36 protein-coding genes are annotated in these 26518 nt (G+C 67.8%); 3 read left to right on the plus strand and 33 right to left on the minus strand.

Annotation, left to right across the window (positions count from 1 at the left end; genetic code table 11):
* The first annotated feature begins 163 nt into the window (after positions 1–163).
* Positions 164–1960: an Ig-like domain-containing protein gene (locus tag ABD366_RS02690; RefSeq protein ID WP_344441010.1), complete on the plus strand. Its 1797-nt coding sequence runs from the start codon at positions 164–166 to the stop codon at positions 1958–1960.
* 83 nt (positions 1961–2043) lie between these two features.
* On the opposite strand, the gene truA is transcribed toward ABD366_RS02690, so the two are convergent.
* The 31 genes from truA to rpsJ form a co-directional block, all read right to left on the minus strand.
* A complete protein-coding gene (gene truA, locus ABD366_RS02695) occupies positions 2044–2895 on the minus strand; it encodes a tRNA pseudouridine(38-40) synthase TruA (RefSeq protein WP_324771120.1) in 852 nt (283 codons plus the stop codon).
* Between the two features lie 139 nt (positions 2896–3034).
* Positions 3035–3529, minus strand: coding sequence for a 50S ribosomal protein L17 (rplQ, locus tag ABD366_RS02700; RefSeq protein ID WP_324771121.1), 495 nt, complete (start codon positions 3527–3529; stop codon positions 3035–3037).
* Positions 3530–3663: 134 nt separating this feature from the next.
* Positions 3664–4686, minus strand: a complete 1023-nt coding sequence (locus tag ABD366_RS02705) for a DNA-directed RNA polymerase subunit alpha (protein ID WP_344441013.1) — start codon at positions 4684–4686, stop codon at positions 3664–3666.
* Positions 4687–4846: 160 nt separating this feature from the next.
* Positions 4847–5251, minus strand: a complete 405-nt coding sequence (gene rpsK, locus ABD366_RS02710; RefSeq protein WP_003948617.1) for a 30S ribosomal protein S11 — start codon at positions 5249–5251, stop codon at positions 4847–4849.
* 64 nt (positions 5252–5315) lie between these two features.
* Entirely contained in the window at positions 5316–5696 is a 381-nt protein-coding gene (gene rpsM, locus ABD366_RS02715) for a 30S ribosomal protein S13 (protein ID WP_324772703.1), read from the minus strand.
* A 210-nt stretch (positions 5697–5906) separates the two neighbouring features.
* A complete protein-coding gene (rpmJ, locus tag ABD366_RS02720) occupies positions 5907–6020 on the minus strand; it encodes a 50S ribosomal protein L36 (protein WP_003974245.1) in 114 nt (37 codons plus the stop codon).
* A 58-nt stretch (positions 6021–6078) separates the two neighbouring features.
* The gene (gene infA / locus ABD366_RS02725; protein WP_004927214.1) at positions 6079–6300 is read right to left on the minus strand and encodes a translation initiation factor IF-1; all 222 of its coding nucleotides are present in this window, start codon (positions 6298–6300) and stop codon (positions 6079–6081) included.
* A 288-nt stretch (positions 6301–6588) separates the two neighbouring features.
* Positions 6589–7425, minus strand: a complete 837-nt coding sequence (map, locus tag ABD366_RS02730) for a type I methionyl aminopeptidase (RefSeq protein WP_324772706.1) — start codon at positions 7423–7425, stop codon at positions 6589–6591.
* Between the two features lie 115 nt (positions 7426–7540).
* Entirely contained in the window at positions 7541–8188 is a 648-nt protein-coding gene (locus ABD366_RS02735; protein WP_324772708.1) for an adenylate kinase, read from the minus strand.
* On the minus strand, positions 8188–9501 hold the full coding sequence (gene secY / locus ABD366_RS02740) for a preprotein translocase subunit SecY (RefSeq protein WP_324772710.1): 1314 nt from the start codon (positions 9499–9501) through the stop codon (positions 8188–8190). Before secY ends, ABD366_RS02735 begins: the two co-directional genes overlap by 1 nt.
* Positions 9502–9737: 236 nt before the next feature.
* Positions 9738–10193, minus strand: a complete 456-nt coding sequence (rplO, locus tag ABD366_RS02745) for a 50S ribosomal protein L15 (protein WP_324772712.1) — start codon at positions 10191–10193, stop codon at positions 9738–9740.
* A 2-nt stretch (positions 10194–10195) separates the two neighbouring features.
* Positions 10196–10375, minus strand: a complete 180-nt coding sequence (gene rpmD / locus ABD366_RS02750) for a 50S ribosomal protein L30 (RefSeq protein WP_013001408.1) — start codon at positions 10373–10375, stop codon at positions 10196–10198.
* Positions 10375–10983, minus strand: a complete 609-nt coding sequence (gene rpsE, locus ABD366_RS02755) for a 30S ribosomal protein S5 (protein WP_324772715.1) — start codon at positions 10981–10983, stop codon at positions 10375–10377. The genes rpmD and rpsE overlap by 1 nt, the downstream gene beginning before the upstream one ends.
* A 63-nt stretch (positions 10984–11046) precedes the next feature.
* Positions 11047–11430, minus strand: coding sequence for a 50S ribosomal protein L18 (rplR, locus tag ABD366_RS02760; protein ID WP_018528362.1), 384 nt, complete (start codon positions 11428–11430; stop codon positions 11047–11049).
* A 3-nt stretch (positions 11431–11433) separates the two neighbouring features.
* On the minus strand, positions 11434–11973 hold the full coding sequence (gene rplF, locus ABD366_RS02765; protein ID WP_324772718.1) for a 50S ribosomal protein L6: 540 nt from the start codon (positions 11971–11973) through the stop codon (positions 11434–11436).
* A 24-nt stretch (positions 11974–11997) separates the two neighbouring features.
* The gene (rpsH, locus tag ABD366_RS02770) at positions 11998–12396 is read right to left on the minus strand and encodes a 30S ribosomal protein S8 (RefSeq protein ID WP_266713091.1); all 399 of its coding nucleotides are present in this window, start codon (positions 12394–12396) and stop codon (positions 11998–12000) included.
* Between the two features lie 212 nt (positions 12397–12608).
* The gene (locus ABD366_RS02775) at positions 12609–12794 is read right to left on the minus strand and encodes a type Z 30S ribosomal protein S14 (RefSeq protein WP_003956452.1); all 186 of its coding nucleotides are present in this window, start codon (positions 12792–12794) and stop codon (positions 12609–12611) included.
* Positions 12795–12799: 5 nt separating this feature from the next.
* Positions 12800–13357 (minus strand): 50S ribosomal protein L5, encoded by a 558-nt coding sequence (rplE, locus tag ABD366_RS02780; protein ID WP_324772721.1) that lies wholly within the window; start codon positions 13355–13357, stop codon positions 12800–12802.
* Entirely contained in the window at positions 13357–13680 is a 324-nt protein-coding gene (gene rplX, locus ABD366_RS02785) for a 50S ribosomal protein L24 (protein WP_324772723.1), read from the minus strand. Before rplX ends, rplE begins: the two co-directional genes overlap by 1 nt.
* 2 nt (positions 13681–13682) lie before the next feature.
* Positions 13683–14051, minus strand: a complete 369-nt coding sequence (gene rplN, locus ABD366_RS02790) for a 50S ribosomal protein L14 (RefSeq protein WP_003974257.1) — start codon at positions 14049–14051, stop codon at positions 13683–13685.
* Between the two features lie 106 nt (positions 14052–14157).
* Positions 14158–14442: a 30S ribosomal protein S17 gene (rpsQ, locus tag ABD366_RS02795; RefSeq protein WP_018528358.1), complete on the minus strand. Its 285-nt coding sequence runs from the start codon at positions 14440–14442 to the stop codon at positions 14158–14160.
* Positions 14442–14666 (minus strand): 50S ribosomal protein L29, encoded by a 225-nt coding sequence (rpmC, locus tag ABD366_RS02800; RefSeq protein ID WP_018528357.1) that lies wholly within the window; start codon positions 14664–14666, stop codon positions 14442–14444. The genes rpsQ and rpmC overlap by 1 nt, the downstream gene beginning before the upstream one ends.
* On the minus strand, positions 14666–15085 hold the full coding sequence (gene rplP, locus ABD366_RS02805) for a 50S ribosomal protein L16 (protein ID WP_018528356.1): 420 nt from the start codon (positions 15083–15085) through the stop codon (positions 14666–14668). Before rplP ends, rpmC begins: the two co-directional genes overlap by 1 nt.
* A 5-nt stretch (positions 15086–15090) precedes the next feature.
* A complete protein-coding gene (gene rpsC / locus ABD366_RS02810; protein WP_324772728.1) occupies positions 15091–15930 on the minus strand; it encodes a 30S ribosomal protein S3 in 840 nt (279 codons plus the stop codon).
* Positions 15930–16277, minus strand: a complete 348-nt coding sequence (rplV, locus tag ABD366_RS02815; protein ID WP_026290933.1) for a 50S ribosomal protein L22 — start codon at positions 16275–16277, stop codon at positions 15930–15932. Before rplV ends, rpsC begins: the two co-directional genes overlap by 1 nt.
* A 42-nt stretch (positions 16278–16319) precedes the next feature.
* Positions 16320–16601, minus strand: coding sequence for a 30S ribosomal protein S19 (rpsS, locus tag ABD366_RS02820; protein WP_018528354.1), 282 nt, complete (start codon positions 16599–16601; stop codon positions 16320–16322).
* A gap of 12 nt (positions 16602–16613) precedes the next feature.
* Positions 16614–17450 carry a 50S ribosomal protein L2 gene (rplB, locus tag ABD366_RS02825; protein ID WP_164304030.1) on the minus strand — a complete coding sequence of 279 codons (837 nt, stop codon included), beginning with the start codon at positions 17448–17450 and terminating at the stop codon, positions 16614–16616.
* 39 nt (positions 17451–17489) lie between these two features.
* The gene (gene rplW, locus ABD366_RS02830; RefSeq protein WP_324772733.1) at positions 17490–17906 is read right to left on the minus strand and encodes a 50S ribosomal protein L23; all 417 of its coding nucleotides are present in this window, start codon (positions 17904–17906) and stop codon (positions 17490–17492) included.
* Positions 17906–18559 (minus strand): 50S ribosomal protein L4, encoded by a 654-nt coding sequence (gene rplD / locus ABD366_RS02835; RefSeq protein ID WP_324772736.1) that lies wholly within the window; start codon positions 18557–18559, stop codon positions 17906–17908. Before rplD ends, rplW begins: the two co-directional genes overlap by 1 nt.
* 5 nt (positions 18560–18564) lie before the next feature.
* On the minus strand, positions 18565–19209 hold the full coding sequence (gene rplC / locus ABD366_RS02840; RefSeq protein WP_324772738.1) for a 50S ribosomal protein L3: 645 nt from the start codon (positions 19207–19209) through the stop codon (positions 18565–18567).
* Positions 19210–19226: 17 nt separating this feature from the next.
* Positions 19227–19535 carry a 30S ribosomal protein S10 gene (gene rpsJ, locus ABD366_RS02845; protein WP_003948644.1) on the minus strand — a complete coding sequence of 103 codons (309 nt, stop codon included), beginning with the start codon at positions 19533–19535 and terminating at the stop codon, positions 19227–19229.
* 463 nt (positions 19536–19998) lie between these two features.
* Here rpsJ and ABD366_RS02850 point away from each other — a divergent pair, with 463 nt between their 5' ends.
* Positions 19999–21513, plus strand: a complete 1515-nt coding sequence (locus ABD366_RS02850) for an ADP-ribosylglycohydrolase family protein (RefSeq protein ID WP_324772740.1) — start codon at positions 19999–20001, stop codon at positions 21511–21513.
* A gap of 108 nt (positions 21514–21621) precedes the next feature.
* On the opposite strand, the gene ABD366_RS02855 is transcribed toward ABD366_RS02850, so the two are convergent.
* A complete protein-coding gene (locus tag ABD366_RS02855) occupies positions 21622–22809 on the minus strand; it encodes an SEC-C domain-containing protein (RefSeq protein WP_324772742.1) in 1188 nt (395 codons plus the stop codon).
* Between the two features lie 304 nt (positions 22810–23113).
* Between ABD366_RS02855 and ABD366_RS02860 the strand changes: the two genes are divergently transcribed.
* A complete protein-coding gene (locus tag ABD366_RS02860; protein ID WP_324772744.1) occupies positions 23114–25153 on the plus strand; it encodes a PIG-L family deacetylase in 2040 nt (679 codons plus the stop codon).
* Between the two features lie 115 nt (positions 25154–25268).
* On the opposite strand, the gene tuf is transcribed toward ABD366_RS02860, so the two are convergent.
* Positions 25269–26462: an elongation factor Tu gene (gene tuf, locus ABD366_RS02865; RefSeq protein ID WP_324772746.1), complete on the minus strand. Its 1194-nt coding sequence runs from the start codon at positions 26460–26462 to the stop codon at positions 25269–25271.
* Positions 26463–26518: the final 56 nt, after the last annotated feature.

Raw genomic sequence — 26518 nt, forward strand, 5'->3', positions numbered from 1 at the left:
AATCGACCTTTTGTTCGAGTTCTGCTGCTCTTGGGGCTGCGGTGACAGTAATGTTTCCGCTTATACGGTTGTGACGTGCGACGCGCCCTCAAGGTTGTGCGACGCGGGCGGGATTGGGGAATCCCACGGCACGTCCAATTTTCCCGGACCTGTGGGGGGTTCCATGAACAAGGGTTCTGTCGCGCTGCGCCGCGGCGGCCTGAGCGTCGGTGCGGCCGCGATGGTGGTGGCGAGCCTCGGCTCGTCCGGCGTCGCGGCGGCCGACACCAAGGAGTGCGCTCCGACGGCCGGTTTCAACAAGTGCCAGATCTTCACGGCCACGGGCTCCGCCCAGGACTTCCAAGTCCCCTCTGGAATACAGCAGTTGGAGGTGCGCGCCTGGGGGCAGGGCGGCGTCGGCACCACCATGGCCAGCGGCGGCGCCGGCGCGTTCGTCACCGGCAAGGTGGCCGTGACGCCGGGCGAGCACCTGTCGGTGCGAGTCGCCGGCCTGGGATACGGCGACGCGCTCGGCGGCAAGGGCTCCTACCCGGGCAGCAGCGGCGGTGCCAGCTCCGCGATCCGCACCGCCGACTCCACCCCGCTGGTGGTCGCCGCGGGCGGCGGCGGTGGCGGCTTCACCCTCTATGAGGGCGCTCAGGCCGGAGCCGGCGGCGCCCCGGACGGCCTGGACGCCTCGACCGGCGCCAAGGGCGCGCACGGCGCCGAGGGCGGTGCCGCGAGCGGCACGGACGCCGCCGCGGGCGAGGACCACGCCAAGGGCGGCGCGGGCGGCGCCGCGGCACCCTCGGGCGGCGGCGGAGGAGGCGGTTACGCGGGCGGCGGAGGCGGCGGCGCCTTCGAACCGTCCAGCGGCGGCAGCGGAGGCGGCGGCTCCAGCTACGCCGACAAGGAACGCCTCAGCGACGTGAAGATGCTGGGCAGCGAGCGGTACCAGCCCCCGGCCAAGGACGACCCGTTCTGGCAGGGCGTCGACAACCCGGTCGACGACGGCACCGCCACGGGCGGCAGCAACAGCCTGGGCGGCTACGGCCTCGTCGTCCTGCAGTGGAAGGGCCCCGACAAGCAGGCCCCCGCCGAGCTGACACACGCCTCCGGCGACGGCCAGACGGTCAAGGTCGGCCGCGACTTCGATCCGCTGGCGGTCGTCGTCCGCGACAAGAACGGCGCTCCGGTCACCGACCAGAAGGTCGTCTTCACCCTCGTCGACCCCGACCGCTCCAAGCTGCACTTCTCGCCCAGCGACGTCGAGGACGGCGACGAACTGCCGACGGTGACCGTCAAGAGCGATGCCCAGGGCGTGGCCACCTCGTCCCCTGTGCTGACCGGCACGGGCGTCGGCGACTTCACCGTACGGGCGGACGCCGGGGACGCCTCGACCACGTTCAGCCTGCGGGTGACGCCCCGCTCCCGCGTCCTGAAGATCGTCAGCGGCGACGGTCAGAAGGCGGACCCCGGTGAGGAGTTCGCCAAGCCGCTGAAGGTGGAGCTCACCGAGGAGGACTCCCAGTTCGCCAACACCGGCGTCACCTTCGAGGTGCAGGGCGACACCGAGGGAGCCCCGACCTTCAAGGGCGGCGAGAGCTCCGCCGAGACGTGGACCAACCCGAACGCGGTGGCGACGGCCCCCGACCTGACGGCCGGCAAGACCCCGGGCACGTACAAGATCGTGGCGACCTCCGAGGAAACCACCGCGACCTTCGAGGTCACGGTCGTCGGCTCCGCCTCGGCCTCGCCGACGCCGTCCGCGTCCACATCCGCGTCACCGTCCGCAGGTGCCTCGACCTCGGGGGGCAGCGGTCCGGGCTCCGCGCAGGGCGGCAGCGGCGGCGGCCACCTGGCGCTGACCGGCGCCGCCGGCATCGGCACCCTCGCCGCCGCGGCGGCGACCCTGGCCGCGCTCGGCTGGGCAGCCATGCGGTTCGGCCCGCGCCTGCGCACCCGCCGCACGCGCGGTTGACACCCGGCTGCCGCACAAGGGGCGCCGCGCCCAGGTCAGTCGACCTGGGCGCGGCGCCCCTCGGCATACGGCACAGCGCGAGGTCAGCAACAACCCCCGGGCAGCGTCCGCTTGTTGCGCGCTTCCTTGTTCCGGGCGGCCAGCAACTCATCGGCCGGATAGCCGACTTCCTCCAGCGTCAGCCCGTGCGGCCGCACCACGTGCACGGCGGAGTCCCGCACCCCGGCGGCCAGCACCTTCCCCGGCCACTCGGGCCCGCGGTGCCCGTCCCCCACGAACAGCAGCGCGCCGATCAGCGACCGCACCATGTTGTGGCAGAACGCGTCGGCCCGCACGGTCGCCGTGACGACCCCGTCGTCCCCGCGTACGAGGCTCAGCTCCTGCAGCGTACGAATGGTCGTGGCACCCTCACGCCGCTTGCAGTACGCGGCGAAGTCGTGCTCCCCGAGCAGCCGCTCGGCCGCCGCGTTCATGGCGTCGACGTCCAACGGCCAGTCGTGCCACAGCACATGACCCCGCAGCAGCGGGTCGACCCCGCCCGGATGGTCCGTCACCCGGTACGCGTACCGCCGCCACACCGCCGAGAACCGGGCGTTGAACCCGCTGGGCGCCTCCCCCACCGACCACACCCGGACATCCTTGGACAGCCGCCCGGCGAGCCGCTTCAGCAGCTTCTCCCGGTGCTCGTCCCACACGCCCCGCGGCAGATCCACATGCGCCACCTGCCCCCGCGCATGCACTCCGGAGTCGGTCCGCCCGGCCACGGTCAGCTCGTACGTCTGCTCGGACCGGGTCACGGTCCGCAGCGCGTCCTCGATCTCCCCCTGCACGGTCCGCCGCCCGCCGGCCTGCTTGGCCCACCCGGAGAAGTCCTTGCCGTCGTACGACAGATCGAGCCGTACGCGCACGAACCCGTCGGCTGCTTCATCACTCACCCATAGATCCTCTCACCCACGCGAAAGCGGGCCCGCCCCATAGAAGGGCGGACCCGCTCAACGCCCCCAAGGGGCGCGGGGAACTGCGCGACCAGCCACGACGTAGCCGCAGCCGCGAGACACAGCACCCGAGGGACGACTAGGCGTCCTTCGACTCCTCGGCGGCAGCCGGCTTCGCGTCCTCGACGACCTCGGCGGCCGGAGCGGCAGCCTCGGCGTCCTTGGCGGAACGCTTGGTGGCGGCCTCGGCCTCACCGGTGGCCTGCTGCGCGACCGTCAGCGCCTCGACCAGCTCGATGACAGCCATGGGCGCGTTGTCGCCACGACGGTTACCGATCTTGGTGATACGGGTGTAACCACCCGGACGGTTCTCGTAGCGCGGGGCGATCTCGGTGAAGAGCGTGTGGACGACGCTCTTGTCCGTGATGACCGTGAGCACCTGACGGCGGTTGTGAAGGTCGCCCTTCTTCGCCTTGGTGACCAGACGCTCCGCGTACGGGCGCAGACGACGGGCCTTGGCCTCGGTCGTCGTGATCTTGCCGTGCTCGAAGAGCGACTTCGCGAGGTTCGCGAGAAGCAGCTTCTCGTGCGCGGCGCTGCCGCCCAGACGGGCACCCTTGGTGGGCTTCGGCATGATGTTTCTCCTTGTTGTCTGCCCCGGCCGTGTCAGGTACCGGGGTCAGTGGACCGCGCCCCGAAGGGGCGCGGGGAACTGCGCGACCAGCCACAACGGTCCCACAGCCAAATCTCTGCCGCTTCGCGGAGCGACTAGTACTGCTCAGTCTCCACGAACCCGGCGTCCGCGTCATCGTCGGCACCGAAGGCGTCGGCGGCGGCGGTCGGGTCGAACCCGGGAGGCGAGTCCTTGAGCGCGAGGCCCATACCGACCAGCTTCGCCTTGACCTCGTCGATCGACTTCGCACCGAAGTTGCGGATGTCGAGCAGATCGGCCTCGGAACGGGCCACGAGCTCACCCACGGAGTGGATGCCCTCGCGCTTGAGGCAGTTGTACGACCGGACGGTGAGCTCCAGCTCCTCGATCGGCAGCGCCAGATCGGCAGCCAGGGCGGCATCCGTCGGGGACGGACCCATGTCGATGCCCTCGGCGTCGACATTCAGCTCGCGGGCCAGACCGAACAGCTCCACCAGCGTCTTGCCGGCGGACGCCATGGCGTCACGGGGACGCATGGCCTGCTTGGTCTCGACGTCGACGATCAGCTTGTCGAAGTCGGTGCGCTGCTCGACACGCGTGGCCTCGACCTTGTACGTCACCTTGAGAACCGGCGAGTAGATCGAGTCGACCGGGATGCGCCCGATCTCCTGACCGACCTGCTTGTTCTGCACGGCCGAGACGTAGCCGCGACCGCGCTCGACGGTCAGCTCCATCTCCAGCTTGCCCTTGCCGTTGAGCGTGGCGAGGACGAGGTCGGGGTTGTGCACCTCGACACCGGCCGGGGGCGCGATGTCGGCGGCGGTGACCAGACCCGGGCCCTGCTTGCGCAGGTACATCACGACCGGCTCGTCGTGCTCACTGCTCACGACAAGCTGCTTGATGTTGAGGATGAGGTCGGTGACGTCTTCCTTGACGCCCGGCACGGTGGTGAACTCGTGCAGGACACCGTCGATACGGATGGACGTGACCGCCGCACCCGGGATCGAGGAGAGCAGGGTCCGCCGGAGCGAGTTGCCGAGGGTGTAGCCGAAGCCCGGCTCCAGCGGCTCGATCACGAACCGGGAGCGGAATTCGTCGACGACCTCTTCGGTCAACGAGGGGCGCTGAGCGATCAGCATGAAATGAGTCCTTCAGTTCAGGGGCACCCACTATTTGATGCCCTGAGCCACCGGGCGGTAGCCCGATGTTTTCTACAGTTCAAGGGTACGGGCGGCACCGCCCCGAAGAGCCGTACCGCCCGAAGACCTCAGACCAAGCGGCCTGCGTTACTGACCGAGATCAGACGCGGCGACGCTTCGGCGGACGGCAGCCGTTGTGCGGGGTCGGCGTGACGTCCTGGATGGAGCCGACCTCGAGGCCGGTCGCCTGCAGGGAGCGGATGGCGGTCTCGCGACCGGAACCCGGGCCCTTGACGAAGACGTCGACCTTGCGCATGCCGTGCTCCTGGGCGCGACGGGCAGCCGACTCGGCGGCCATCTGCGCGGCGAACGGCGTGGACTTGCGGGAGCCCTTGAAGCCGACGTGGCCGGCGGAGGCCCACGAGATCACGTTGCCGGTCGGGTCCGTGATGGACACGATCGTGTTGTTGAACGTGCTCTTGATGTGCGCGTGGCCGTGAGCGACGTTCTTCTTTTCCTTGCGGCGCACCTTCTTGGCAGCGCCCTGACGTCCCTTGGGGGGCATGTCGTTCTCCTACGGGAGGTGGTCGGTCCTACAGCGAAGACCGCTGAAAAGCGTCCGCTGAGGACTACTTCTTGCCCGGCTTCTTCTTACCGGCGATGGCGCGACGCGGGCCCTTGCGGGTGCGGGCGTTCGTGCTGGTGCGCTGACCGCGGACCGGCAGACCACGACGGTGGCGCAGACCCTGGTAGCAGCCGATCTCGACCTTGCGGCGGATGTCGGCCTGGATCTCGCGACGGAGGTCACCCTCGGTCTGGAAGTTCTGGTCCACGTACTCGCGGATCTTGACGAGGTCTTCCTCGCTCAGGTCGCGAACGCGGGTGTTGCGGTCCACACCGACGGTGTCCAGCGTGAGCTGGGCGCGCGTACGGCCGATGCCGAACACGTAGGTGAGGGCAACCTCGATGCGCTTTTCGCGCGGGAGGTCAACGCCTTCAACGCGTGCCATTCATGGCTCCTGTTGATTTTCGGAGGTCTGCAGCAGAGCCACTCCCCGACGCCGTCCCCGCTGCCTGAGCGGTTCGGTACGACTGGGTCCCCGGCCTCCGACCGAAGGTGTCGCCACAGTGGTGTCCACTGCCGGCGGGCCCTGCATATGTACTCAATGTGTTGCGTGCGTCGCGCGAAACTCTGCGAACGAACTGCAGTAAGTCGTGCGTCAGCCCTGGCGCTGCTTGTGGCGCGGGTTGTCGCAGATCACCATGACCCGACCGTGACGGCGGATCACCCTGCACTTGTCGCAGATCTTCTTGACGCTCGGCTTGACCTTCATGGGTGAGGTTCTCCGGGTCAGTTGCCGGCGTCCCGCCAGAAGCGGGAACAGGCAAGATCTACTTGTACCGGTAGACGATCCGGCCACGCGTCAGGTCGTACGGAGACAGCTCCACCACGACCCGGTCGTCAGGGAGGATGCGGATGTAGTGCATACGCATCTTGCCGCTGATGTGTGCCAGGACCTGGTGGCCGTTCTGGAGCTCCACCCTGAACATGGCGTTCGGAAGAGACTCGACGACAGTGCCTTCGATCTCGATGGCACCTTGCTTCTTGGCCACGCTTCGCCCTTCGAATCGACTACCTTGATCGACTCTCGCCACGCATGCGGACATGCAGATACACGAGAGCCGACGAGTCAGTCTACGTCAGCGCCCCCGGAAAGACGAATCCGAGAATCCTGCCCTACCACAGAGATCACTAAGCCCCCGCACGCCACCTCTACGCCAACGGATCCGGCGCCGCCGACCCATCCCCCACGCCCCGCTCGCGGGATCGGCGCCGGGGCGCCTCACAAGCTTCGCGCGGCTGCGCCGGCCTCCGACCGGCGGACGGCGCTCAGGCCCAACTCACGCCAACGGATCCGGCGCCGCAGTCACACCCATCTCCGCCAGCTTCGCCTTGCCGCCATCAGGAGCGGTGAGAACCAGCGGGCCCTCCTCCGTCAGCGCCACCGAGTGCTCCCAGTGCGAGGACCACGTGCCGTCCGTAGTGATGACGGTCCAGTCGTCCTCGAGGACCTCCGTGCGCGGGGTGCCGAGGGAGACCATGGGCTCGATGGCGAGGCAGAAGCCGGGGACCAGCTTGGGGCCCTTGCCGCGGCGGCGCTCCACGTAGTTCAGCAGGTGCGGGTCCATGTGCATCTCGGTGCCGATGCCGTGGCCGCCGTAGTCCTCGACGATGCCGTACTTGCCGCCGCCAGGCTTGGGCTGGCGGCGGATGTACGTCTCGATCGCGCGGGAGATGTCGACGAGGCGGTTCCCGGCCTTCATGGCGGCGATACCGGCCCACATCGACTCCTCGGTCACCCGCGAGAGCTCGAGCAACTCCTGGGAGTGACCCGATCCGACGAAGGCGGTGTACGCGGCGTCGCCGTGCCAGCCGTCGATGATCGCGCCGCAGTCGATGGAGATGATGTCGCCGTCCTCCAGGACGACCTTGTCGCTCGGGATGCCGTGGACCACCACCTCGTTCTTCGAGGTGCAGATGGTCGCGGGGAACCCGCCGTACCCGAGAAAGTTCGGCTTCGCGCCGTGCTCGGCGATGACCTTGCGGGCCACCTCGTCCAGATCCTTGGTGGTCGCGCCCGGCACGGCCGCCTCACGGGTCGCGGCGTGGATCGCCGCGACGACAAGCCCCGCCTCCCGCATCTTGCGAATCTGGTCGGGGGTCTTGATCTGCACCATGGGGGCCTGCGCTCTCCGTCATCCGGTACGAGGTGTACGTACACCACCAACACTAAGGCCGCGGCCCCCGGAGCAGGGAACCGCGGCCTCAGCCACGTACAGAAGGAAGAGCGGACTAGCGGCCCAGGGCCTCCATGGCCCGCGCCGTGACCTCTTCGACCTTGCCGAGCGCGGAGATCGTCTTCACGAGCCCCTGCTCCCGGTAGTAACCGATGATCGGCTCGGTCTGCGTGTGGTAGACCTCGAGCCGCTTGCGCACGGTCTCTTCCTTGTCGTCGTCGCGCTGGTACAGCTCGCCGCCGCAGATGTCACAGACACCCTCGGTCTTGGGCTGCTTGTACGCGACGTGGAACACGTGCGCCGAGTCGTTACGGCAGATGCGGCGGCCGGCGATGCGCTTGACCACCTCGTCCTCGGGGACCTCCAGGTCCAGGACCGCGTCCAGCTTCACATCGTCCGTCTTCAGGGCGACGTCGAGCGCCTCGGCCTGCGAGACGTTGCGAGGGAAGCCGTCGAGCAGGAAGCCGTTCACGGCATCCGGCTGCTCCATGCGGTCCTTGGCCATCCCAATGGTGACCTCGTCCGGTACCAGCTGACCCGCGTCCATGTACGACTTGGCCTGCTTGCCCAGCTCCGTGCCCTGGCTGATGTTGGCACGGAAGAGGTCGCCCGTGGAGATGTGCGGGATCGACAGGTTCTGGGCAAGGAACGCGGCCTGCGTTCCCTTGCCGGCACCAGGCGGCCCGACGAGGACGATTCGCATCAGCGGAGGAACCCTTCGTAATTGCGCTGCTGGAGCTGGCTCTCGATCTGCTTCACCGTCTCCAGACCAACACCCACGATGATCAGGATGCTGGTGCCGCCGAACGGGAAGTTCTGGTTTGCCCCGAAACCAACCAACGCCATCGTCGGTACGAGAGCGATCAGCCCCAAGTACAGCGAACCCGGCCAGGTGATCCGATTGAGCACGTACGAAAGGTACTCAGCGGTCGGTCGGCCAGCCCGGATGCCCGGGATGAAGCCACCATACTTCTTCATGTTGTCCGCGACTTCCTCGGGGTTGAACGAGATCGCCACGTAGAAGAAGGCGAAGAACACGATCAAAAGGAAGTACGTAACGATGTAATACGGGTGGTTTCCCTTGGTCAGGTGGTCGTCGATCCACACCTTCCACTGCGAGTCACCGCCGGCGAACTGGGCGACCAACGCGGGGATGTAGAGCAGCGACGAGGCGAAGATGACAGGGATCACACCCGCCTGGTTCACCTTGAGCGGGATGTACGTAGACGTACCGCCGTAGGAACGGCGCCCGATCATGCGCTTCGCGTACTGCACCGGAATACGGCGCTGGGCCTGCTCGACGAAGACGACCAGGCCGACCATGACGAGCCCGACGAGGATGACGGTGCCGAACTCGATCCAGCCGTCGGCCAGCGAGCCCTGCTTCTTGATGGCCCACAGGGCGGACGGGAAGGTGGCGGCGATCGAGATGAACATCAGGATCGACATGCCGTTGCCGATGCCGCGGTCGGTGATCAGCTCACCGAGCCACATCATCACGCAGGTACCGGCGGTCATCGTGATGACCATCGTGATCGTGATGAAGATCGACTGGTCCGGCACGATTTCACTCGCGACGGGGCACCCTTGGAACAGGGCACCGGTACGGGCGGTGGCGACGAGGCCCGTGCCCTGAAGGATGGCGAGCGCCACGGTCAGGTACCGGGTGTACTGCGTGATCTTCGCGGTACCGGCCTGACCCTCCTTCTTGAGGGCTTCGAGGCGCGGGATCACCACGGTGAGCAGCTGCAGAATGATGCTCGCGGTGATGTACGGCATGATGCCGAGCGCGAAGACCGTGATCTGCAGCAGCGCGCCACCGCTGAACATGTTGACCAGACCGAACAGGCCGGTGCTGGAGTTGGCCACGTCCATGCACGTCTGGACGTTCGTGTAATCGACACCGGGGATCGGGACATGCGCCCCGAGCCGGTAGATCACGACGATGCCCAACGTGAAGAGCAGCTTCTTGCGCAGGTCGGGCGTCTTGAACGCCCGGGCGAACGCGGTGAGCACGGTGCCTCCTGCGACCCCCGCGCGCGTGCGTCAGAGGTGACGGTCTTGAGGATTCGACGAATGGGTAACGGTCAAGATCCGGGATTGGTGCCGGGGACACTCAACTAGCCCGCAAATTAACAGCGGACGCCACCTTACCGGCGTACATGCCCCCCTAGGAACGACCAACCGGGGATACCCCATTTGTGGGGTATCCCCGGTCGGGATCGCTCATGTCATCGAGACGGCGTCTGGGATCAGACGAGCTCGGTGACCGTACCGCCCGCGGCGGTGATCTTCTCCTTGGCGGAGCCGGAGACGGCGTCGACCGTCACCTGCAGCGCCACGGAGATCTCGCCCTGGCCCAGGACCTTGACGAGGCTGTTCTTGCGGACAGCGCCCTTCTCCACCAGACCCGCGACGGTGACTTCGCCACCCTCGGGGTACAGCGAGGTGAGCTTGTCCAGGTTCACGACCTGGAACTCGACCTTGAAGGGGTTCCGGAAGCCCTTGAGCTTCGGAAGACGCATGTGGAGGGGCATCTGGCCACCCTCGAAGCGCTCCGGAACCTGGTAACGGGCCTTCGTGCCCTTGGTACCACGACCGGCCGTCTTACCCTTCGACGCCTCACCACGACCGACACGGGTCTTGGCGGTCTTGGCGCCGGGGGCCGGACGGAGGTTGTGGATCTTCAGCGGGTTGTTCTCCGCCATGATCAGACCTCCTCAACCGTCACGAGGTGGCGGACGGTGTGCACCATGCCGCGGAACTCGGGGCGGTCCTCCTTGACGACCTGCGTGTTGATCCCCTTGAGACCGAGGGAACGCAGGGTGTCACGGTGGTTCTGCTTGCTGCCGATGTACGACTTCGTCTGCGTGATCTTGAGCTGTGCCATTACGCAGCACCGGCCCCGGCACGCGCACGCAGCAGGGCCGCGGGAGCGACGTCCTCGAGGGGCAGACCACGGCGGGCCGCGATCTCCTCGGGACGCTGCAGACCCTTGAGGGCCTCCACGGTCGCGTGCACGATGTTGATCGCGTTCGACGAACCGAGCGACTTCGACAGGATGTCGTGCACGCCGGCGCACTCGAGCACAGCACGCACCGGGCCACCGGCGATAACGCCGGTACCGGGGGAAGCAGGCTTGAGCAGGACGACGCCCGCAGCCTTCTCGCCCGTGATCGGGTGCGGGATGGTGCCCTGGATACGGGGGACCTTGAAGAAGTGCTTCTTGGCCTCCTCAACACCCTTGGCGATGGCGGCCGGCACCTCCTTGGCCTTGCCGTAACCGACACCTACGGTGCCGTCACCATCGCCCACCACGACGAGCGCAGTGAAGCTGAAGCGACGACCACCCTTGACAACCTTGGCGACACGGTTGATCGCGACGACGCGCTCAACGTATGCGGTCTTCTCGGCGGCGGCGTTGCCACCGTCGCGACCCTTCCGGTCCCGCCGCTCGCCGCCACCGGCACCGCTTCCGCGGCGCTGGGGTCCAGCCATTGGATTAACCTCTCTCTTTTTCCGCTAGCTACGCAGTGACATAAGTCGCTGCGCGACGGGGCCTCAGAACTTCAGGCCGGCTTCGCGGGCGGCGTCCGCCAGGGCGGCGATGCGCCCGGCGTACTGGTTGCCACCACGGTCGAACACGACAGCCTCGACACCGGCGGCCTTGGCGCGCTCGGCGACCAGGGCGCCGACCGACTTGGCCTGCGCGGACTTGTCGCCCTCGCCACCGCGGATCGACGTGTCCAGGGTGGACGCCGACGCAAGGGTGTGACCCTTAACGTCGTCGATCACCTGGGCGACGATGTTCCGATTGGAGCGCGTCACGACCAGGCGCGGACGCTCGGCCGTACCCGAGATGTGCTTACGGATACGGATGTGGCGGCGCTTGATGGCCGCGCGCTTGTAAGCGTCGCCCTTAGCGATCTTCTGACCGTATGCCATGGCTTACTTACCCGCCTTTCCGACCTTGCGGCGGATGACTTCGCCTTCGTACTTGACGCCCTTGGCCTTGTACGGGTCGGGCTTGCGCAGCTTGCGGATGTTGGCCGCAACCTCGCCGACCTTCTGCTTGTCGATGCCCTCGACCGAGAACTTGGTCGCCGATTCGACCTTGAAGGAGATGCCCTCGGGCGCCTCGATCAGGATCGGGTGGCTGTAGCCGAGCGAGAACTCCAGGTTGGAGCCCTTCGCCAGGACGCGGTAACCGACACCGCTGATTTCGAGCTTCTTCACGTAACCCGTGGTCACGCCGGTGATCATGTTCGCCACCAGCGTGCGGGACAGGCCGTGCAGGGCCTTGTTCTGACGCTCGTCGTTGGGGCGGGTGACGTTCAGGACGCCGTCCTCACCCTTGGCGATCTCGATAGGCGCGACGATGGTGTGGCTCAGGTTGCCCTTGGGGCCCTTGACCGCGACCGTCTGGCCGTCGATGGTGACGTCCACGCCGGCGGGAACCGTGATGGGGAGCTTGCCAATACGCGACATAGCTGTTTCCTCCGTTCCCTTCCGCTACCAGACGTAGGCGAGGACTTCCCCACCCACGCCCTTCTTGCCTGCCTGCTGGCCGGTCAGGAGACCGTGCGACGTGGAGATGATCGCCACGCCGAGGCCGCCGAGGACCTTCGGCAGGTTGGTGGACTTCGCGTAAACGCGCAGACCCGGCTTGGAGATCCGCTTGATGCCGGCGATCGAACGCTCACGGTTCGGGCCGAACTTCAGCTCCAGGACGAGGGACTTGCCGACCTCGGCGTCCTCGACCTTCCAGCCGGTGATGAAACCCTCCTGCTGGAGGATCTCGGCGATGTGCGACTTGATCTTGCTGTGCGGCATAGCCACGGAGTCGTGGTACGCCGAGTTCGCGTTCCGCAGACGCGTAAGCATGTCTGCGATCGGATCAGTCATGGTCATGAATTGGCCTTCGGCCTCTCTCGCCGGGGTTTCCTGTATGCGCCATCCCTCTCCCCACACAGGGGCGGGACGGGTGCGGCGCGGGGACCTACGGCGTAGTAAGTCGGTGAGGGCGGCAGAGCGCCCAACCCTCCTAGCCTAAGCCATGAGAGCAGGAGTCTCTGCCGACCCCTTACTTACCGAGAGATCCAAGCAGTCCCGAAAAGCGGGAACTACCAGGAGCTCTTGGTCACGCCCGGCAGCTCGCCACGGTGAGCCATCTCACGAAGGCACACGCGGCAGAGGCCGAACTTGCGGTACACGGAGTGCGGGCGGCCACAACGCTGGCAGCGGGTGTAGGCACGCACACCGAACTTGGGCTTACGAGCAGCCTTGGCAATAAGAGCCTTCTTCGCCATCTCGCTTACGCCTCCTTGAACGGGAAGCCGAGGTGACGAAGGAGGGCGCGGCCCTCGTCGTCGTTGGTCGCCGTGGTGACCACGGTGATGTCCATACCCCGGACGCGGTCGATCTTGTCCTGGTCGATCTCGTGGAACATGACCTGCTCCGTGAGACCGAAGGTGTAGTTGCCACGGCCGTCGAACTGCTTGGGGGACAGACCACGGAAGTCGCGGATGCGCGGCAGCGCGAGCGACAGGGTGCGGTCCAGGAACTCCCACATGCGGTCGCCACGGAGCGTGACGTGGGCACCGATCGGCTGACCCTCACGCAGCTTGAACTGCGCGATGGACTTGCGGGCCTTGGTGATGGCCGGCTTCTGACCGGTGATGGTGGTCAGGTCACGGACGGCACCGTCCATGAGCTTGGAGTCACGCGCGGCGTCACCCACACCCATGTTGACCACGATCTTGACGAGGCCGGGGATCTGCATGACGTTCTCGTACGAGAACTCTTCCTGCAGCTTGCCCTTGATCTCGTCGCGGTACTTCTGCTTCAGACGCGGGTTCGTGGTGGTAGTCATCAGATGTCCTCACCCGTCCGCTTGGCAACGCGGATCTTGTTGCCCTCGTCGTCGAAGCGGTAACCGACGCGCGTGACGACCTTGTTGCCGTCCTTCTCCACGACCAGCGAGACGTTGGAAACGTGGATCGGGGCCTCGGTGGTCACAATGCCGCCGGCCTGCGAGCCGGAAGCCGTGGGACCGGCCTTGGTGTGCTTCTTGACCCGGTTGACACCCTCGACCAGGACGCGCTCGTCGCGCGGGTAAGCGGCAATGACCTTGCCCTGCTTGCCCTTGTCCTTGCCGGTGATGACCTGAACCAGATCACCCTTCTTGATCTTCATGCTTACAGCACCTCCGGCGCGAGCGAGATGATCTTCATGAACTTCTTCTCGCGCAGCTCACGGCCGACGGGGCCGAAGATACGGGTGCCGCGAGGGTCGCCGTCGTTCTTCAGAATGACGGCGGCGTTCTCGTCGAAGCGGATGTACGAGCCGTCGGGACGGCGGCGCTCCTTGACGGTGCGAACGATGACCGCCTTGACGACGTCACCCTTCTTCACGTTGCCACCGGGGATCGCGTCCTTGACGGTGGCGACGATGACGTCACCGATGCCCGCGTAGCGGCGACCCGAGCCACCGAGAACACGGATGGTGAGAATTTCCTTCGCACCCGTGTTGTCGGCGACGCGCAGTCGCGACTCCTGCTGGATCACGTCTATCTCCTGTTTGTCTGCCGGTTCCCGGCAGGGGCTTCTCTCTTACGAGGTCGGCCCCTGCCGAGCCTGGCGGAACGAACCCTGAGGGATACCCCTCAGAGAATTACTTGGCCTTCTCGAGGATCTCGACGATGCGCCAGCGCTTGGTGGCGGACAGCGGACGCGTCTCCATCAGGAGGACGCGGTCGCCGACGCCGGCAGCGTTCTGCTCGTCGTGCGCCTTGAGCTTGTTCGTACGGCGGATGACCTTGCCGTACAGGGCGTGCTTGACGCGGTCCTCGACGGCGACGACGACGGTCTTGTCCATCTTGTCGCTGACGACCAGACCCTCACGGGTCTTGCGGAATCCGCGGGCGGCAGTCTCTTCAGTCACAGTCTTCTCGCTCATCAGGCGCTCTCCACCGTCTCGATGCCCAGCTCGCGCTCACGCATGAGGGTGTAGATCCGCGCGATGTCCTTGCGGACGGCCTTGAGCCGACCGTGGTTCTCGAGCTGACCCGTCGCCGCCTGGAAGCGGAGGTTGAACAGCTCTTCCTTGGCCTCGCGGAGCTTGTTGAGGAGCTCCTCGTTGCCCAGCTCGCGCAGCTCCGACGCCTTGGTACCGGTCGACATCACGCTTCACCTGCCTCGCGCTTGACGATCTTGCACTTCATCGGCAGCTTGTGGGCCGCACGAGTCAGCGCCTCACGCGCGGTCTTCTCGTTGGGGTACGACAGCTCGAACATCACGCGTCCGGGCTTGACGTTGGCGACCCACCACTCCGGAGAACCCTTACCGGAACCCATGCGGGTCTCGGCGGGCTTCTTGGTGAGGGGACGGTCCGGGTAGATGTTGATCCAGACCTTGCCGCCACGCTTGATGTGACGCGTCATCGCGATACGAGCGGCTTCGATCTGCCGGTTCGTCACGTACGCCGGGGTGAGGGCCTGAATGCCGTACTCACCGAACGCAACCTGCGTGCCACCCTTGGACATACCGCTGCGCTTCGGGTGGTGCTGCTTGCGGTGCTTGACCCTACGGGGGATCAGCATTTCGGTCAGGCCTCCGTTCCGGTGCTCTCAGCAGCCGGAGCGGCAGCGGCGGGAGCGTCGGCCTTGGGGGCCTCGGCAGCCGGCGCGGCCTGCTGCGGCTTACGACCGCGACCGCCACGCTCGCCACCACGGCCACCACCACGGGCCGGGCGGTCGTTACCGCCACGGGCCGGACGGTTACCGGCGCGGGCCGCGGCGTTCTCGGCGCGAACCTCGGCGATGTTCTTGACGTCGCCCTTGTAGATCCAGACCTTCACGCCGATACGGCCGAAGGTCGTCTTGGCCTCGAAGAAGCCGTAGTCCACGTTGGCGCGGAGCGTGTGCAGGGGCACGCGGCCCTCGCGGTAGAACTCCGAACGGGACATCTCGGCACCGCCGAGACGACCGCCACACTGGATCTTGATGCCCTTGGCGCCCGCCTTCATCGCCGACTGCATGCTCTTACGCATGGCGCGACGGAAGGAGACGCGGGAGGACAGCTGCTCCGCGACGGCCTGGGCCACGAGCTGAGCGTCGACCTCGGGGTTCTTGACCTCTAGGATGTTCAGCTGGACCTGCTTGCCCGTGAGCTTCTCGAGGTCACCGCGGATGCGGTCGGCCTCGGCGCCACGGCGGCCGATGACGATGCCGGGACGAGCGGTGTGGATGTCCACCCGCACGCGGTCACGGGTGCGCTCGATCTCAACCTTCGAGATGCCGGCGCGCTCCATGCCGGACGTCATCATCCGACGGATGGCGACGTCTTCCTTGACGTAGTCCTTGTACAGCTTGTCGGCGTACCAACGCGACTTGAAGTCGGTCGTGACACCGAGCCGGAACCCGTGCGGGTTTACCTTCTGGCCCATTACCGGGTTCCTTCCTTGCTGCTGACGACCACGGTGATGTGGCTGGTCCGCTTACGGATCCGGTAGGCACGGCCCTGAGCACGCGGACGGAACCGCTTCAGGGTCGGGCCCTCGTCCACATACGCCTCGCTGATGACCAGCGAAGAGGCGTCGGGGTGGTCGTAGTTGTGTGCAGCGTTGGCGATGGCGCTGTCCAGCACCTTGCCAACCGGCACGCTCGCGGCCTGCGGGGCGAAACGCAGGACCGCCTGAGCCTCCGTGGCATCCATGCCACGGATGAGGTCCACCACGCGGCGGGCCTTCATGGGCGTGACGCGGATGTACCGCGCCTGGGCCCTGGCTTCCATGGTTGTCCCTTCGGTGTTTGTCATAGTCGATTCCACCCCGCCTTAGCGGCGCTTCGACTTCCGGTCGTCCTTGACGTGACCCCGGAAGGTGCGCGTCGGCGAGAACTCGCCGAGCTTGTGGCCGACCATCGACTCGGTGACGAACACCGGGATGTGGGTCTTGCCGTTGTGCACCGCGATCGTGTGGCCCAGCATGCTGGGGATGATCATCGAGCGGCGGGACCAGGTCTTGATGACGTTCTTGGAACCTGCTTCGTTCTGAGCGTCCACCTTCTTCACGAGGTGGCCGTCAACGAAGGGTCCCTTCTTGAGACTGCGCGGCATCTAAACCCGCTCCTAGCGCTTCTTGTTCGTCTTGCGGCGGCGGACGATGTACTTGCTCGAAGCCTTCTTCGGCGAGCGAGTACGACCCTCCTTCTGACCCCACGGGGAGACCGGGTGGCGACCACCGGAGGTCTTGCCCTCACCACCACCGTGCGGGTGGTCGACCGGGTTCATCGCCACACCGCGAACGGTCGGGCGAACGCCCAGCCAGCGCTTACGGCCGGCCTTGCCCCAGTTGATGTTCGACTGCTCGGCGTTGCCGACCTCGCCGATCGTCGCGCGGCAGCGCACGTCGACCAGACGGATCTCACCGGACGGCATACGAAGGTGGGCCATCGAGCCCTCCTTCGCGAGCAGCTGCACGGAGGCACCGGCGGAGCGGGCGAACTTGGCGCCGCCGCCCGGACGGAGCTCGATCGCGTGGATCGTGGTACCGACCGGGATGTTGCGCAGCGCAAGGTTGTTGCCGGGCTTGATGTCGGCCGCGGGGCCGTTCTCAACCCGGTCACCCTGCGACAGGCCACGCGGAGCGATGATGTAGCGCTTCTCGCCGTCTGCGTAGTGCAGAAGCGCGATGCGCGCAGTGCGGTTCGGGTCGTACTCGATGTGCGCGACCTTTGCCGGCACGCCGTCCTTGTCGTGACGACGGAAGTCGATCACGCGGTAGGCGCGCTTGTGGCCACCACCCTGGTGGCGAACGGTCACACGACCGGCGTTGTTACGGCCGCCCTTGCTGTGCAGCGGGCGGACCAGCGACTTCTCCGGCGTGGACCGCGTGACCTCGACGAAGTCGGCAACGCTGGAGCCACGACGCCCCGGCGTAGTCGGCTTGTACTTGCGGATTCCCATTTCTCAGTCCTCGTCCGATATTCGGACCAGGGCGCTCCGTTAGGAGGCCTGGCCGAAGATGTCGATACGGTCGCCCTCAACGAGGGTCACGATCGCGCGCTTGGTGTTCGCACGCTGGCCGAAGCCGGTGCGGGTCCGCTTGCGCTTGCCCTGCCGGTTGATCGTGTTGACCCCGGAGACCTTGACCGAGAAGACCGCCTCGACGGCCTGCTTGATCTGGGTCTTGTTGGCACGCGGGTCGACGATGAAGGTGTACTTGCCCTCGTCGAGGAGCGCGTAGCTCTTCTCCGAGACGACCGGCTTGACGAGGACATCACGGTGGTCCGTGAAGCTCTTGCTCAGCGGCGTCTCAACGGTGTTCTTGCCCTCTGTGGCGTGGCGCTTCGCCTTGGCGACGCGCGCTACCTTCTTGGCCTTGGCGGCCTTCGAGGCGATGCTCGGGTGACGCGTAGCCATCAGGCTTCGCTCCCTTCGGTGTCATTGGCCTTCGGGCCAGACACGAAGGACTCGAAAGCGGCCTGGGTGAAGACCACGTCGTCCGAGACGAGAACGTCGTACGTGTTCAGCTGGCCCGGCTCCAGGATGTGGACCTGGGGCAGGTTGCGAGCGGAGAGCAGCGCGACCTCGTCGGCACGGTCGAGGACCAGGAGCACGTTCTTGCGCTCACTGATCTTGCCGAGCAGCGACTTGGCGGCCTTGGTGGAGACCTCGCCGTCGACCACGCCGGTGACGACGTGGATGCGAGCGTTGCGGGCCCGGTCGGTGAGGGCGTGGCGCAGGGCCGCGGCCTTCATCTTCTTCGGGGTCCGCTGCGAGTAGTCACGCGGCGTGGGGCCGTGGACGACGCCACCACCGGCGAACTGCGGCGCACGGGTCGAACCCTGGCGCGCGCGGCCGGTGCCCTTCTGGCGGTAAGGCTTCTTACCGCCACCACGGACCTCGCCACGACGCTTGACCTTGTGCGTGCCCTGACGGGCGGCGGCCAGCTGCGCGACGACAACCTGGTGGAGCAGCGGAATGCTGATCTTCTCTACATCGAAGATCTCGGCCGGGAGCTCAACGGTCCCGGTCTTGTCGCCGGAGGGCGACAGAATGTCAATGGTGCTCATAGTCCTCAGGCCCCCTTGGCCGCGGTGCGGACCAAGACCAGGCCGCCGTTCGGACCAGGAACCGCGCCCTTGATGAGGAGCAGGCCCTTCTCCGCGTCAACGGCGTGAACGGTCAGGTTCTGGGTGGTGACCCGCTCGTTGCCCATACGGCCCGCCATGCGGAGGCCCTTGAACACACGACCCGGGGTGGCGCAGCCACCGATCGAGCCCGGCGAGCGGTGCTTGCGCTGGGTGCCGTGACCGGCGCCGAGGCCCTTGAAGTTGTGACGCTTCATGACACCGGCGAAGCCCTTGCCCTTGCTCTTGCCGGTCACGTCCACCTTGACGCCGGACTCGAAGGTCTCAGCGGTGATCTCCTGGCCGAGGGTGTACTCGCTGGCACCAGCGGTACGGATCTCGACGAGGTGACGACGGGGGGTGACGTCGGCCTTGGCGAAGTGGCCCTTGAGGGGCTTGTTCACCTTGCGCGGGTCGATCTCGCCGAACGCGATCTGGACGGACTCGTAGCCGTCCGTGTCGTTCGTGCGGACCTGGGTCACGACGTTCGGGCCGGCCTTGACGACGGTGACCGGAACAACGCGGTTGTTCTCGTCCCACACCTGCGTCATGCCGAGCTTCTCGCCCAGGATGCCCTTGATCTGCTTAGTCATCTTCAGATCACCGGCCCTCAGAGCTTGATCTCGATGTCGACGCCGGCCGGAAGGTCGAGTCGCATGAGGGAGTCAACGGTCTTGGGCGTCGGGTCGAGGATGTCGATCAGGCGCTTGTGCGTGCGCATCTCGAAGTGCTCGCGCGAGTCCTTGTACTTGTGCGGCGACTTGATGACGCAGTACACGTTCTTCTCGGTAGGCAGCGGCACCGGGCCCGCGACCGACGCACCAGTACGCGTCACCGTCTCGACGATCTTCTTCGCCGAGGAGTCGATGACCTCGTGGTCGTAGGCCTTGAGCCGGATGCGGATCTTCTGTCCCGCCATGGCTACTTAGTAGTCCTGTCTCTTGTGACGCTCTGGAACCCGAGAGGCCCTGTTTCACACTTCCTCCGACCCACGCGGTCGGGCGTGTCGCAGTCCCGCTGACAGAAATATCCGTACGGATTTCCCTGCTAAGGGGGCTGCGGCCCAAGGCCGCGGGTCCGGGGGAAGAAACCCACCGGGTGCCTGGTTCAGACACCGCACCGCACTTCCCGAAAGATTCCCGTACGTCCGCCCCAGCGCTGCCGCAAGCGACAGATAAGGCGACGAGTACTGTGGGACTCGCTTTCAGTCCTCCCGGCGGGAGGCGCGCAGCATCGGCACTCAACCGAGCAACCCCGACAGTCTGCCACACGGGGCACGTCGGGGGCCAATCGAAGCTGTAGAGGTTACCCCGTGTGTGACGGAGGTCAAACCGCGGGTGCGGCCGGGGCGCGGCGTCCCGCCGGTTGTGATGATGGGCCGCATGTCTGAGCTCCCCGCCCCCCGGTTCGTAGAGCGCGAGTACATAAATCCTCGCTTCGAGGAGGACCTGCGGTTCAACTCCGTGAGCGGACCCGAGCGGTACGCGTCCGGGACCGGGCTGCCCGTCCAGTACATCGCCGTGGCCGACCAGCGCGGCACCGTCACCGGCTACGTGTGGGCGACCGACGAGGAGGACGCGGGCGGTGCGGCCGGCCAGATCGACCGCCGGGACGCCGGGAACAAGGCCGTCGACCTGCGCTCCCGCCTCGACGACGCCAAGGCCCGCGGACTCGCCCCGTCCGCCGCGCTCCAGGAGCTGATCGCCGCCGCCTCCGCCGGGGGCTCGCCCTTCTCGGTAGCCGGTCCGCTCGCCACCGCGCCGCACCTCGACGCCCTGGACGAGCTGGCGGACCGCCCGGCCCGGGGGCGCGTACGGCGCGCCGCCCGGGGGACGCTCTTCGGACTCGCCATCGGCGACGCGATGGGCCGCCCCCTCGCGCCTCTTTCCATGGCCCGGATCACGGCGGAGTACGGCAACTGGGCCACGATGGAACTTCCCCTGTACGACGGCGGCGACGCGGTGCGCGTCTCCGACACCACACAGCTGGCGCTCGCCCTCGCCGAGGCACTCGCGGAGACCGCCGTCCGGGCACCCCTGACCGAGGCCGAGGCCCGGCACAGCCTCACCACGCGCGGCGCGCTCCCGGCGCCGCCGTGGATCACGCCGCGCGCCGTAACCCACGCCCTCCGTTCCCACCTCGTCCGCTGGCGGCACTCCCCCGACAACGACCGCGCCCCCGGCCGCACCACCCTCGACGCCTGCGCCGCCCTGGAGGGACAGATCCCCTGGCAGGCGGCGTCCGCCCCGACGTCCAAGGGATGCGCGGCCGTCGTCCGTGCCGCGGCGGTCGGGCTGGTCCCGTACGTGAGTGCCGAGCAGCGTTCGGGCATCGCCCAGCTCCAGGCCGCGCTCACCCACGGCCACCCCACGGCACTGGCCGCGAGCGACCTGGCCGCCCATGCCGTGCACCTCCTCGTGCACCGCTGCGAGCCGGCCGCACTCCTCGGGAAGCTGCGCGCCCACGCGGCCGCGTCCCGCCGGACCTACCGCACCGACTGGCTCGGCGACCTCGCCGACCGGGCCGGCGCCGAGAGCCCCGCGTCCTACATCGCGGCCGGCTGGGACGAGTGCCTGGCCGCCCTGGACTCCGTCGCCGAGGCCCTGCGCGCCAAGGACCCGAACCGGGAACCCGGCGCGGCGGCCGGCACCGACTGGACCGCCGACCACGTCCTCGCGGGCGCCCTCTACGCCTACCTGGTCACCGACGGCCGCCCCCGCGACACCGTCCGCCGGGCCGCCCACACCTCCGGCGCCTCCGCCGCTACGGCCGCCCTGGCCGGAGCCTTCGCAGGCGCCCACCGGGGCACGGCGAACTGGCCGCGGGAGTGGGTACAGGCCATGGAGTACCGGGAGCGGATCGAGGCGCTGGGGGCGGGGTGGGACCGAACCGGCTGAGGGTTCGTGTCCCGCAGGCGTACGCCACGAAAGTCACGCCCCGCTCCGCCGGCACGGACGCACCGGACAGCCCCCGGATCGACACCGCACATACGCCGAGGCCCTCCCTCACACCGCCCCCGGCGCCCCGTGGCACTTCTTGTACTTGCGCTCCGACGCGCACCAGCAGGGCAGATTGCGGGCCGGCGGCCAGGGCAGGGCCGGCCCCCGGGCGGCGAGGTCGTCGCCGTAGCGGGCGCGGGTCTCCCCGTCCGAGGGGTCCGCGTGCTGCTCGTCCAGCCAGTGGTCGAAGTCGTCGGCGTCGCCCAGGCTGACGCCCAGATGGAGGGCGCCTTGGTCGGACAGGTCGCGCAGGGCCTTCTCCACCTCGCGGGAACGCTCCGCGTCGGTGTCGTGATAGGCGCCCGCAAGGGCCGGACGGCGTGCGCACAGGGCGGCGAACTGATCGGGCGGCCAGTACAGGACAGTCGTCATGCGCGGCTGCGACAGGGCGCCCCGGCGGGCGGCCACCTCCCTGCCGAGCCGCTCGCTCTGCTCCCCAAGGATCCGCGCGTACTCGCGCTCCTCGTCCTCCGTCCGCTCCCGGTCCGGGTCGAGGAGGTCCTGGCGGCGGGGGTCGTGCAGGAGGTCGAGGTCCTCGGCGTCGCCAATGAGGACGTTGTAGAGCGAGTTCTTGTGCACCTGGTGCGCGAGGTCGTCCACCTCGTCATGGGGCACCCCGAGGCGGCGGCGGACGCGGTGGCGCCCAGTGATCAGGGAGTCGATCGCGAAACCGCCCGGCCGGTCGCGCGCGGCTTCCACGACCTTCTCGTCCAGTGCGGTGGAACCGAGGAAGTGGCTGAGCCCGGCGGTGAACCAGGCCGCGGACTTCTCGTACTCCTCGCGCCCCTCAAGGAACTCGGCGAGCATTTCCCAGGTGGCCGTCGACCTGGGGTGGGCGGCACGGATGCGCAGCGCCTCCCGGTACGCCTCCTCGCCCCGGCCCACCCGCTCCAGGGCGAACATACGGTCGGCACCGATCTCCAGCTCCGTCTCGCGGCCGGCATCGAGATCCAGCTCCGTCTCGCGGCCGGCACTCGCACGCGCCGCGGACAGCGCCTCGTCGAACAGGTGCAGGGCCTCGGCGTCATGCCCCTCGTCGACGAGCCAGGTCGCCTCCTCGCGCAGGATCGCGAGGGCGTCGGCCGGATGGCGAGAGGCCAGCTCCAGGGCCTGTTGCACCAGCTCGGCCGGGGTGGGCTCGCGACGTGACAGTCCGGTCGAGCCGCTCTTCCGGGCCTTCTTGCGCTTCGCCATACGTCGACGCTACTGGCCGCGGCCGGGCGGACAGGACGGTTCGGCCGATTCCGCCACCGGGCAGGAGCGCCCGCGGACACAACGCACTCCCCCTGGCGCCCCTGAAGTCCCCACTGTGCGAACAGAACATGTACGCGCATGGAACCCGAATCCCCTTTCCCCCCTCTATCCAGGTGAAACATCAGAACACCGGAACATCAGAACACCGGAACACCAGAACACCGGAACCCCGGATCTGAGCACCTGAACAGAGGCGAGCGCACCACCGACCGCTGCCTCGCCAGCGGACGGAGTGAGCGTCACCGTGCGGAAGCGACCTGCGATATTTGGGTCCGAAAAGCCCCTTAAGCGTGGAAAGCCGCAGGGGTTCCCCCTGGGCGTCTCGCGCCGCGGCCTCCTCGCCGGCGGCGCCGCGCTCGCCGCCGCGGGATCGCTCGGCGCCTGCTCCCGCACCGGCACCGCTCCCCCGCCGCACACCACCGCCCCCTCCCCCGCGACCGGCCGCGCCGCCGCCCAGGCGGAGCGCGCCCTGCTGCTCCAGGTCCTCGCCCACCCCGACGACGACCTGTACTTCATGAACCCGGACACGCAGCACTCACTCGACGCCGGCACCCCGCTGGTCTGCGTCTACGTCACGGCCGGCGAGGCCAACGGCATGAACAAGACGCCGACCGACCGCACCCCCGCCCCCAACAAAGCGGCCTACTCCTCGGCCCGCCACCAGGGCCTGCGCCAGTCGTACGCCACCCAGCTCGGCCTGCCCGTCTTCACCCGCTGGAACAACAGCGTCCTGCGCCTGCGCAATGGATTCCAGGCCGAGGTCAGCACCCTCGAACACCGGGGCCGCCGCGTCGAGTTGATCCACCTCGACCTAGCGATGCACACCCCGGCCGGACACATGGGCCTGCCCGCCCTCTGGCGCGACCGCGGCCTGCTCCTGCGCACCCTCGTCCCGGAGGGCTCCCCGCTGCGCACGGTCCAGACGTACGACTACGACTCCCTGATCGACGTCCTCGTAGCCCTCTTCGAACGCTACCGGCCGACGCTCGTGCAGACCCTCGACCCGGACCCCGACATCCAGGTCAGCGACCGGATCACCCAGCTCCGCGACAGCGAGCAGATCGGCTACTCCGACCACGCCGACCACACCGCGGTGGCCTGCTTCAGCTGGGCCGCGCTCATCCGCTGGGCCCAGGAGGCCAAGGGCGGGCCGCCCGCGTTCCTGGCCACCGCCTTCCGCGGCTACTACAACCACCACTGGCCCAAGAACCTCCCGCCGCAGGTCCTGGAGGAGAAGGCCGCGCATCTGGTCCCGTACGGCGCCGCCCCCGACTGGCAGTGCGGCAACCCCTCGGGCTGCGGCGACTACAACGTCGGCGGCGACCGCCCCCTCACCAACCGCAAGGGCTGGGTCCGCGCCACCCACTACCGCTATCCGGGGCCGCGCCTCGCCCTCCAGCAGAACTCCGGCGGCGCCCTCACCGCGTACGGCGTCCTCGGACTGCGCGCGGTCCGCTACGACGAGAAGGGCGGCGCGTTCGGCGACCCGGTCGATCTCGGCGGCGGCCCGCTCGCACCGATGCTGAGCAGCACCGCACTTCAGGACGGCCGCCATCTGGTGAGCGGCCTGCGCCTCTCCGCGATCGAGGGCAGGGGCGCGACCCATCTGCGCGAGATCGTCGTCCTGGAACAGCGCGGACCGCGCACGTACGGCTCCTGGAGCAGCCTCGGCAACCCGGAGGACGACCCGGATCGCGGCCGCCGCATCGGCGTCCCGGTGACGGTCACCGCTCCCGACGGCCGCGTCCACCTCTTCGTACGCAACGCCGATCAGGGCATCAGTACCCGCGTCCGTGCCACCTCCGGTACGTGGTCGCCCTGGCGCGACCTCGGCGGCGGCCCCGTCCAGGACGGCCTGACCGCCGTGGTCGGCGACGACCGCCAGGTGCACGTGTACGCCCCCGGCCGCTACACCGTCCACCACTGGACCCCGGACGGCCCGGACCCGCTCCCCGGTCTGCCCGCCCCGGCGGACGCCATAGCCGCGGCGGGCGGCCGCCTCTACTACCGCCCGCCGGCCTCCGACCGTCTGCTGTCCCCGGGCGGCCCGACCGTGCGTTTCCCCGGCTACGGCCCGGTGAGCGCCGCGGGCCCCTACCTCCTCGGCCGCTCCGCCTCGGGCCGCGTCCAGCTCCTGCGCGACGGCCGCATCACGCGCCCGGCCACCGCCCCGCTCTCCCTGGACGGCCCGGCGCTGAGCGCGGGCAGGCGCGGCCCCACCGTGGCCGGCCTCTCCCCGGACGCCCGCCCGTGGCTGTGGCGCCCGGCGCAGACCCAGGCATAACCCCCGTAGCAGCGCACGCAAAAGGGCCCGTACGACCGAAGTCGTACGGGCCCTTTCAGAGCTCGCAGGAGCTACCAGGCATCAAGCCCCGAAGGGACTCGACAAGTAAGCGGACTTACTTGTTGATCTTGGTGACCTGGCCGGCGCCGACGGTCCGGCCACCCTCACGGATGGCGAACTTGAGGCCCTCTTCCATGGCGACGGGCTGGATGAGCGCAACGGTCATCTCAGTGTTGTCACCCGGCATGACCATCTCGGTGCCCTCGGGGAGGGTCACGACGCCGGTCACGTCCGTGGTACGGAAGTAGAACTGCGGGCGGTAGTTGTTGAAGAAGGGGGTGTGACGGCCACCCTCGTCCTTCGACAGGATGTAGGCCTGGGCCTCGAACTCGGTGTGCGGCGTGACCGAACCGGGCTTGATGATGACCTGGCCGCGCTCGACGTCCTCGCGCTTGATGCCACGGAGGAGCAGACCGACGTTCTCACCGGCCTGGCCCTCGTCGAGCAGCTTGCGGAACATCTCGATGCCGGTGACCGTGGTGGTGGTCTTCTCCTGCTTGATACCCACGATGTCAACGGTCTCGTTGACCTTGAGGATACCGCGCTCGATACGACCGGTGACGACCGTGCCACGACCGGTGATCGTGAAGACGTCCTCGATCGGCATGAGGAACGGCTTGTCGACGTCGCGCTCGGGCTGCGGGATGTTCTCGTCCACGGCCTTCATGAGCTCGAGGACCGAGTTGCCCCACTCCTTGTCGCCCTCGAGGGCCTTCAGAGCGGAGACCTTGACGACCGGAAGGTCGTCGCCCGGGAACTCGTACTCGGAGAGGAGCTCACGCACCTCGAGCTCGACGAGCTCCAGGATCTCCTCGTCGTCCACCATGTCGGCCTTGTTCAGGGCGACGACGATGTAGGGAACGCCGACCTGGCGGGCCAGGAGGACGTGCTCCTTCGTCTGCGGCATCGGGCCGTCGGTGGCGGCGACCACGAGGATGGCGCCGTCCATCTGCGCGGCACCCGTGATCATGTTCTTGATGTAGTCCGCGTGACCGGGGCAGTCGACGTGCGCGTAGTGACGCGTCTCCGTCTGGTACTCGACGTGCGCGATCGAGATGGTGATACCGCGCTGGCGCTCCTCGGGAGCCTTGTCGATCTGGTCGAACGCCGAGGCCTCGTTGAGGTCCGGGTACGCGTCGTGCAGCACCTTGGTAATGGCGGCCGTGAGGGTCGTCTTACCGTGGTCGATGTGACCGATGGTGCCGATGTTGACGTGCGGCTTAGTCCGCTCGAACTTTGCCTTCGCCACTGAATCCTCCTGCGGAGTGGTTCTGTACGCCTTGCTTCATCGGCGCCAGGTGATCT

Origin of the sequence: Streptomyces kunmingensis (assembly GCF_039533535.1) — a bacterium.
GTDB lineage: Bacteria > Actinomycetota > Actinomycetes > Streptomycetales > Streptomycetaceae > Streptomyces > Streptomyces kunmingensis.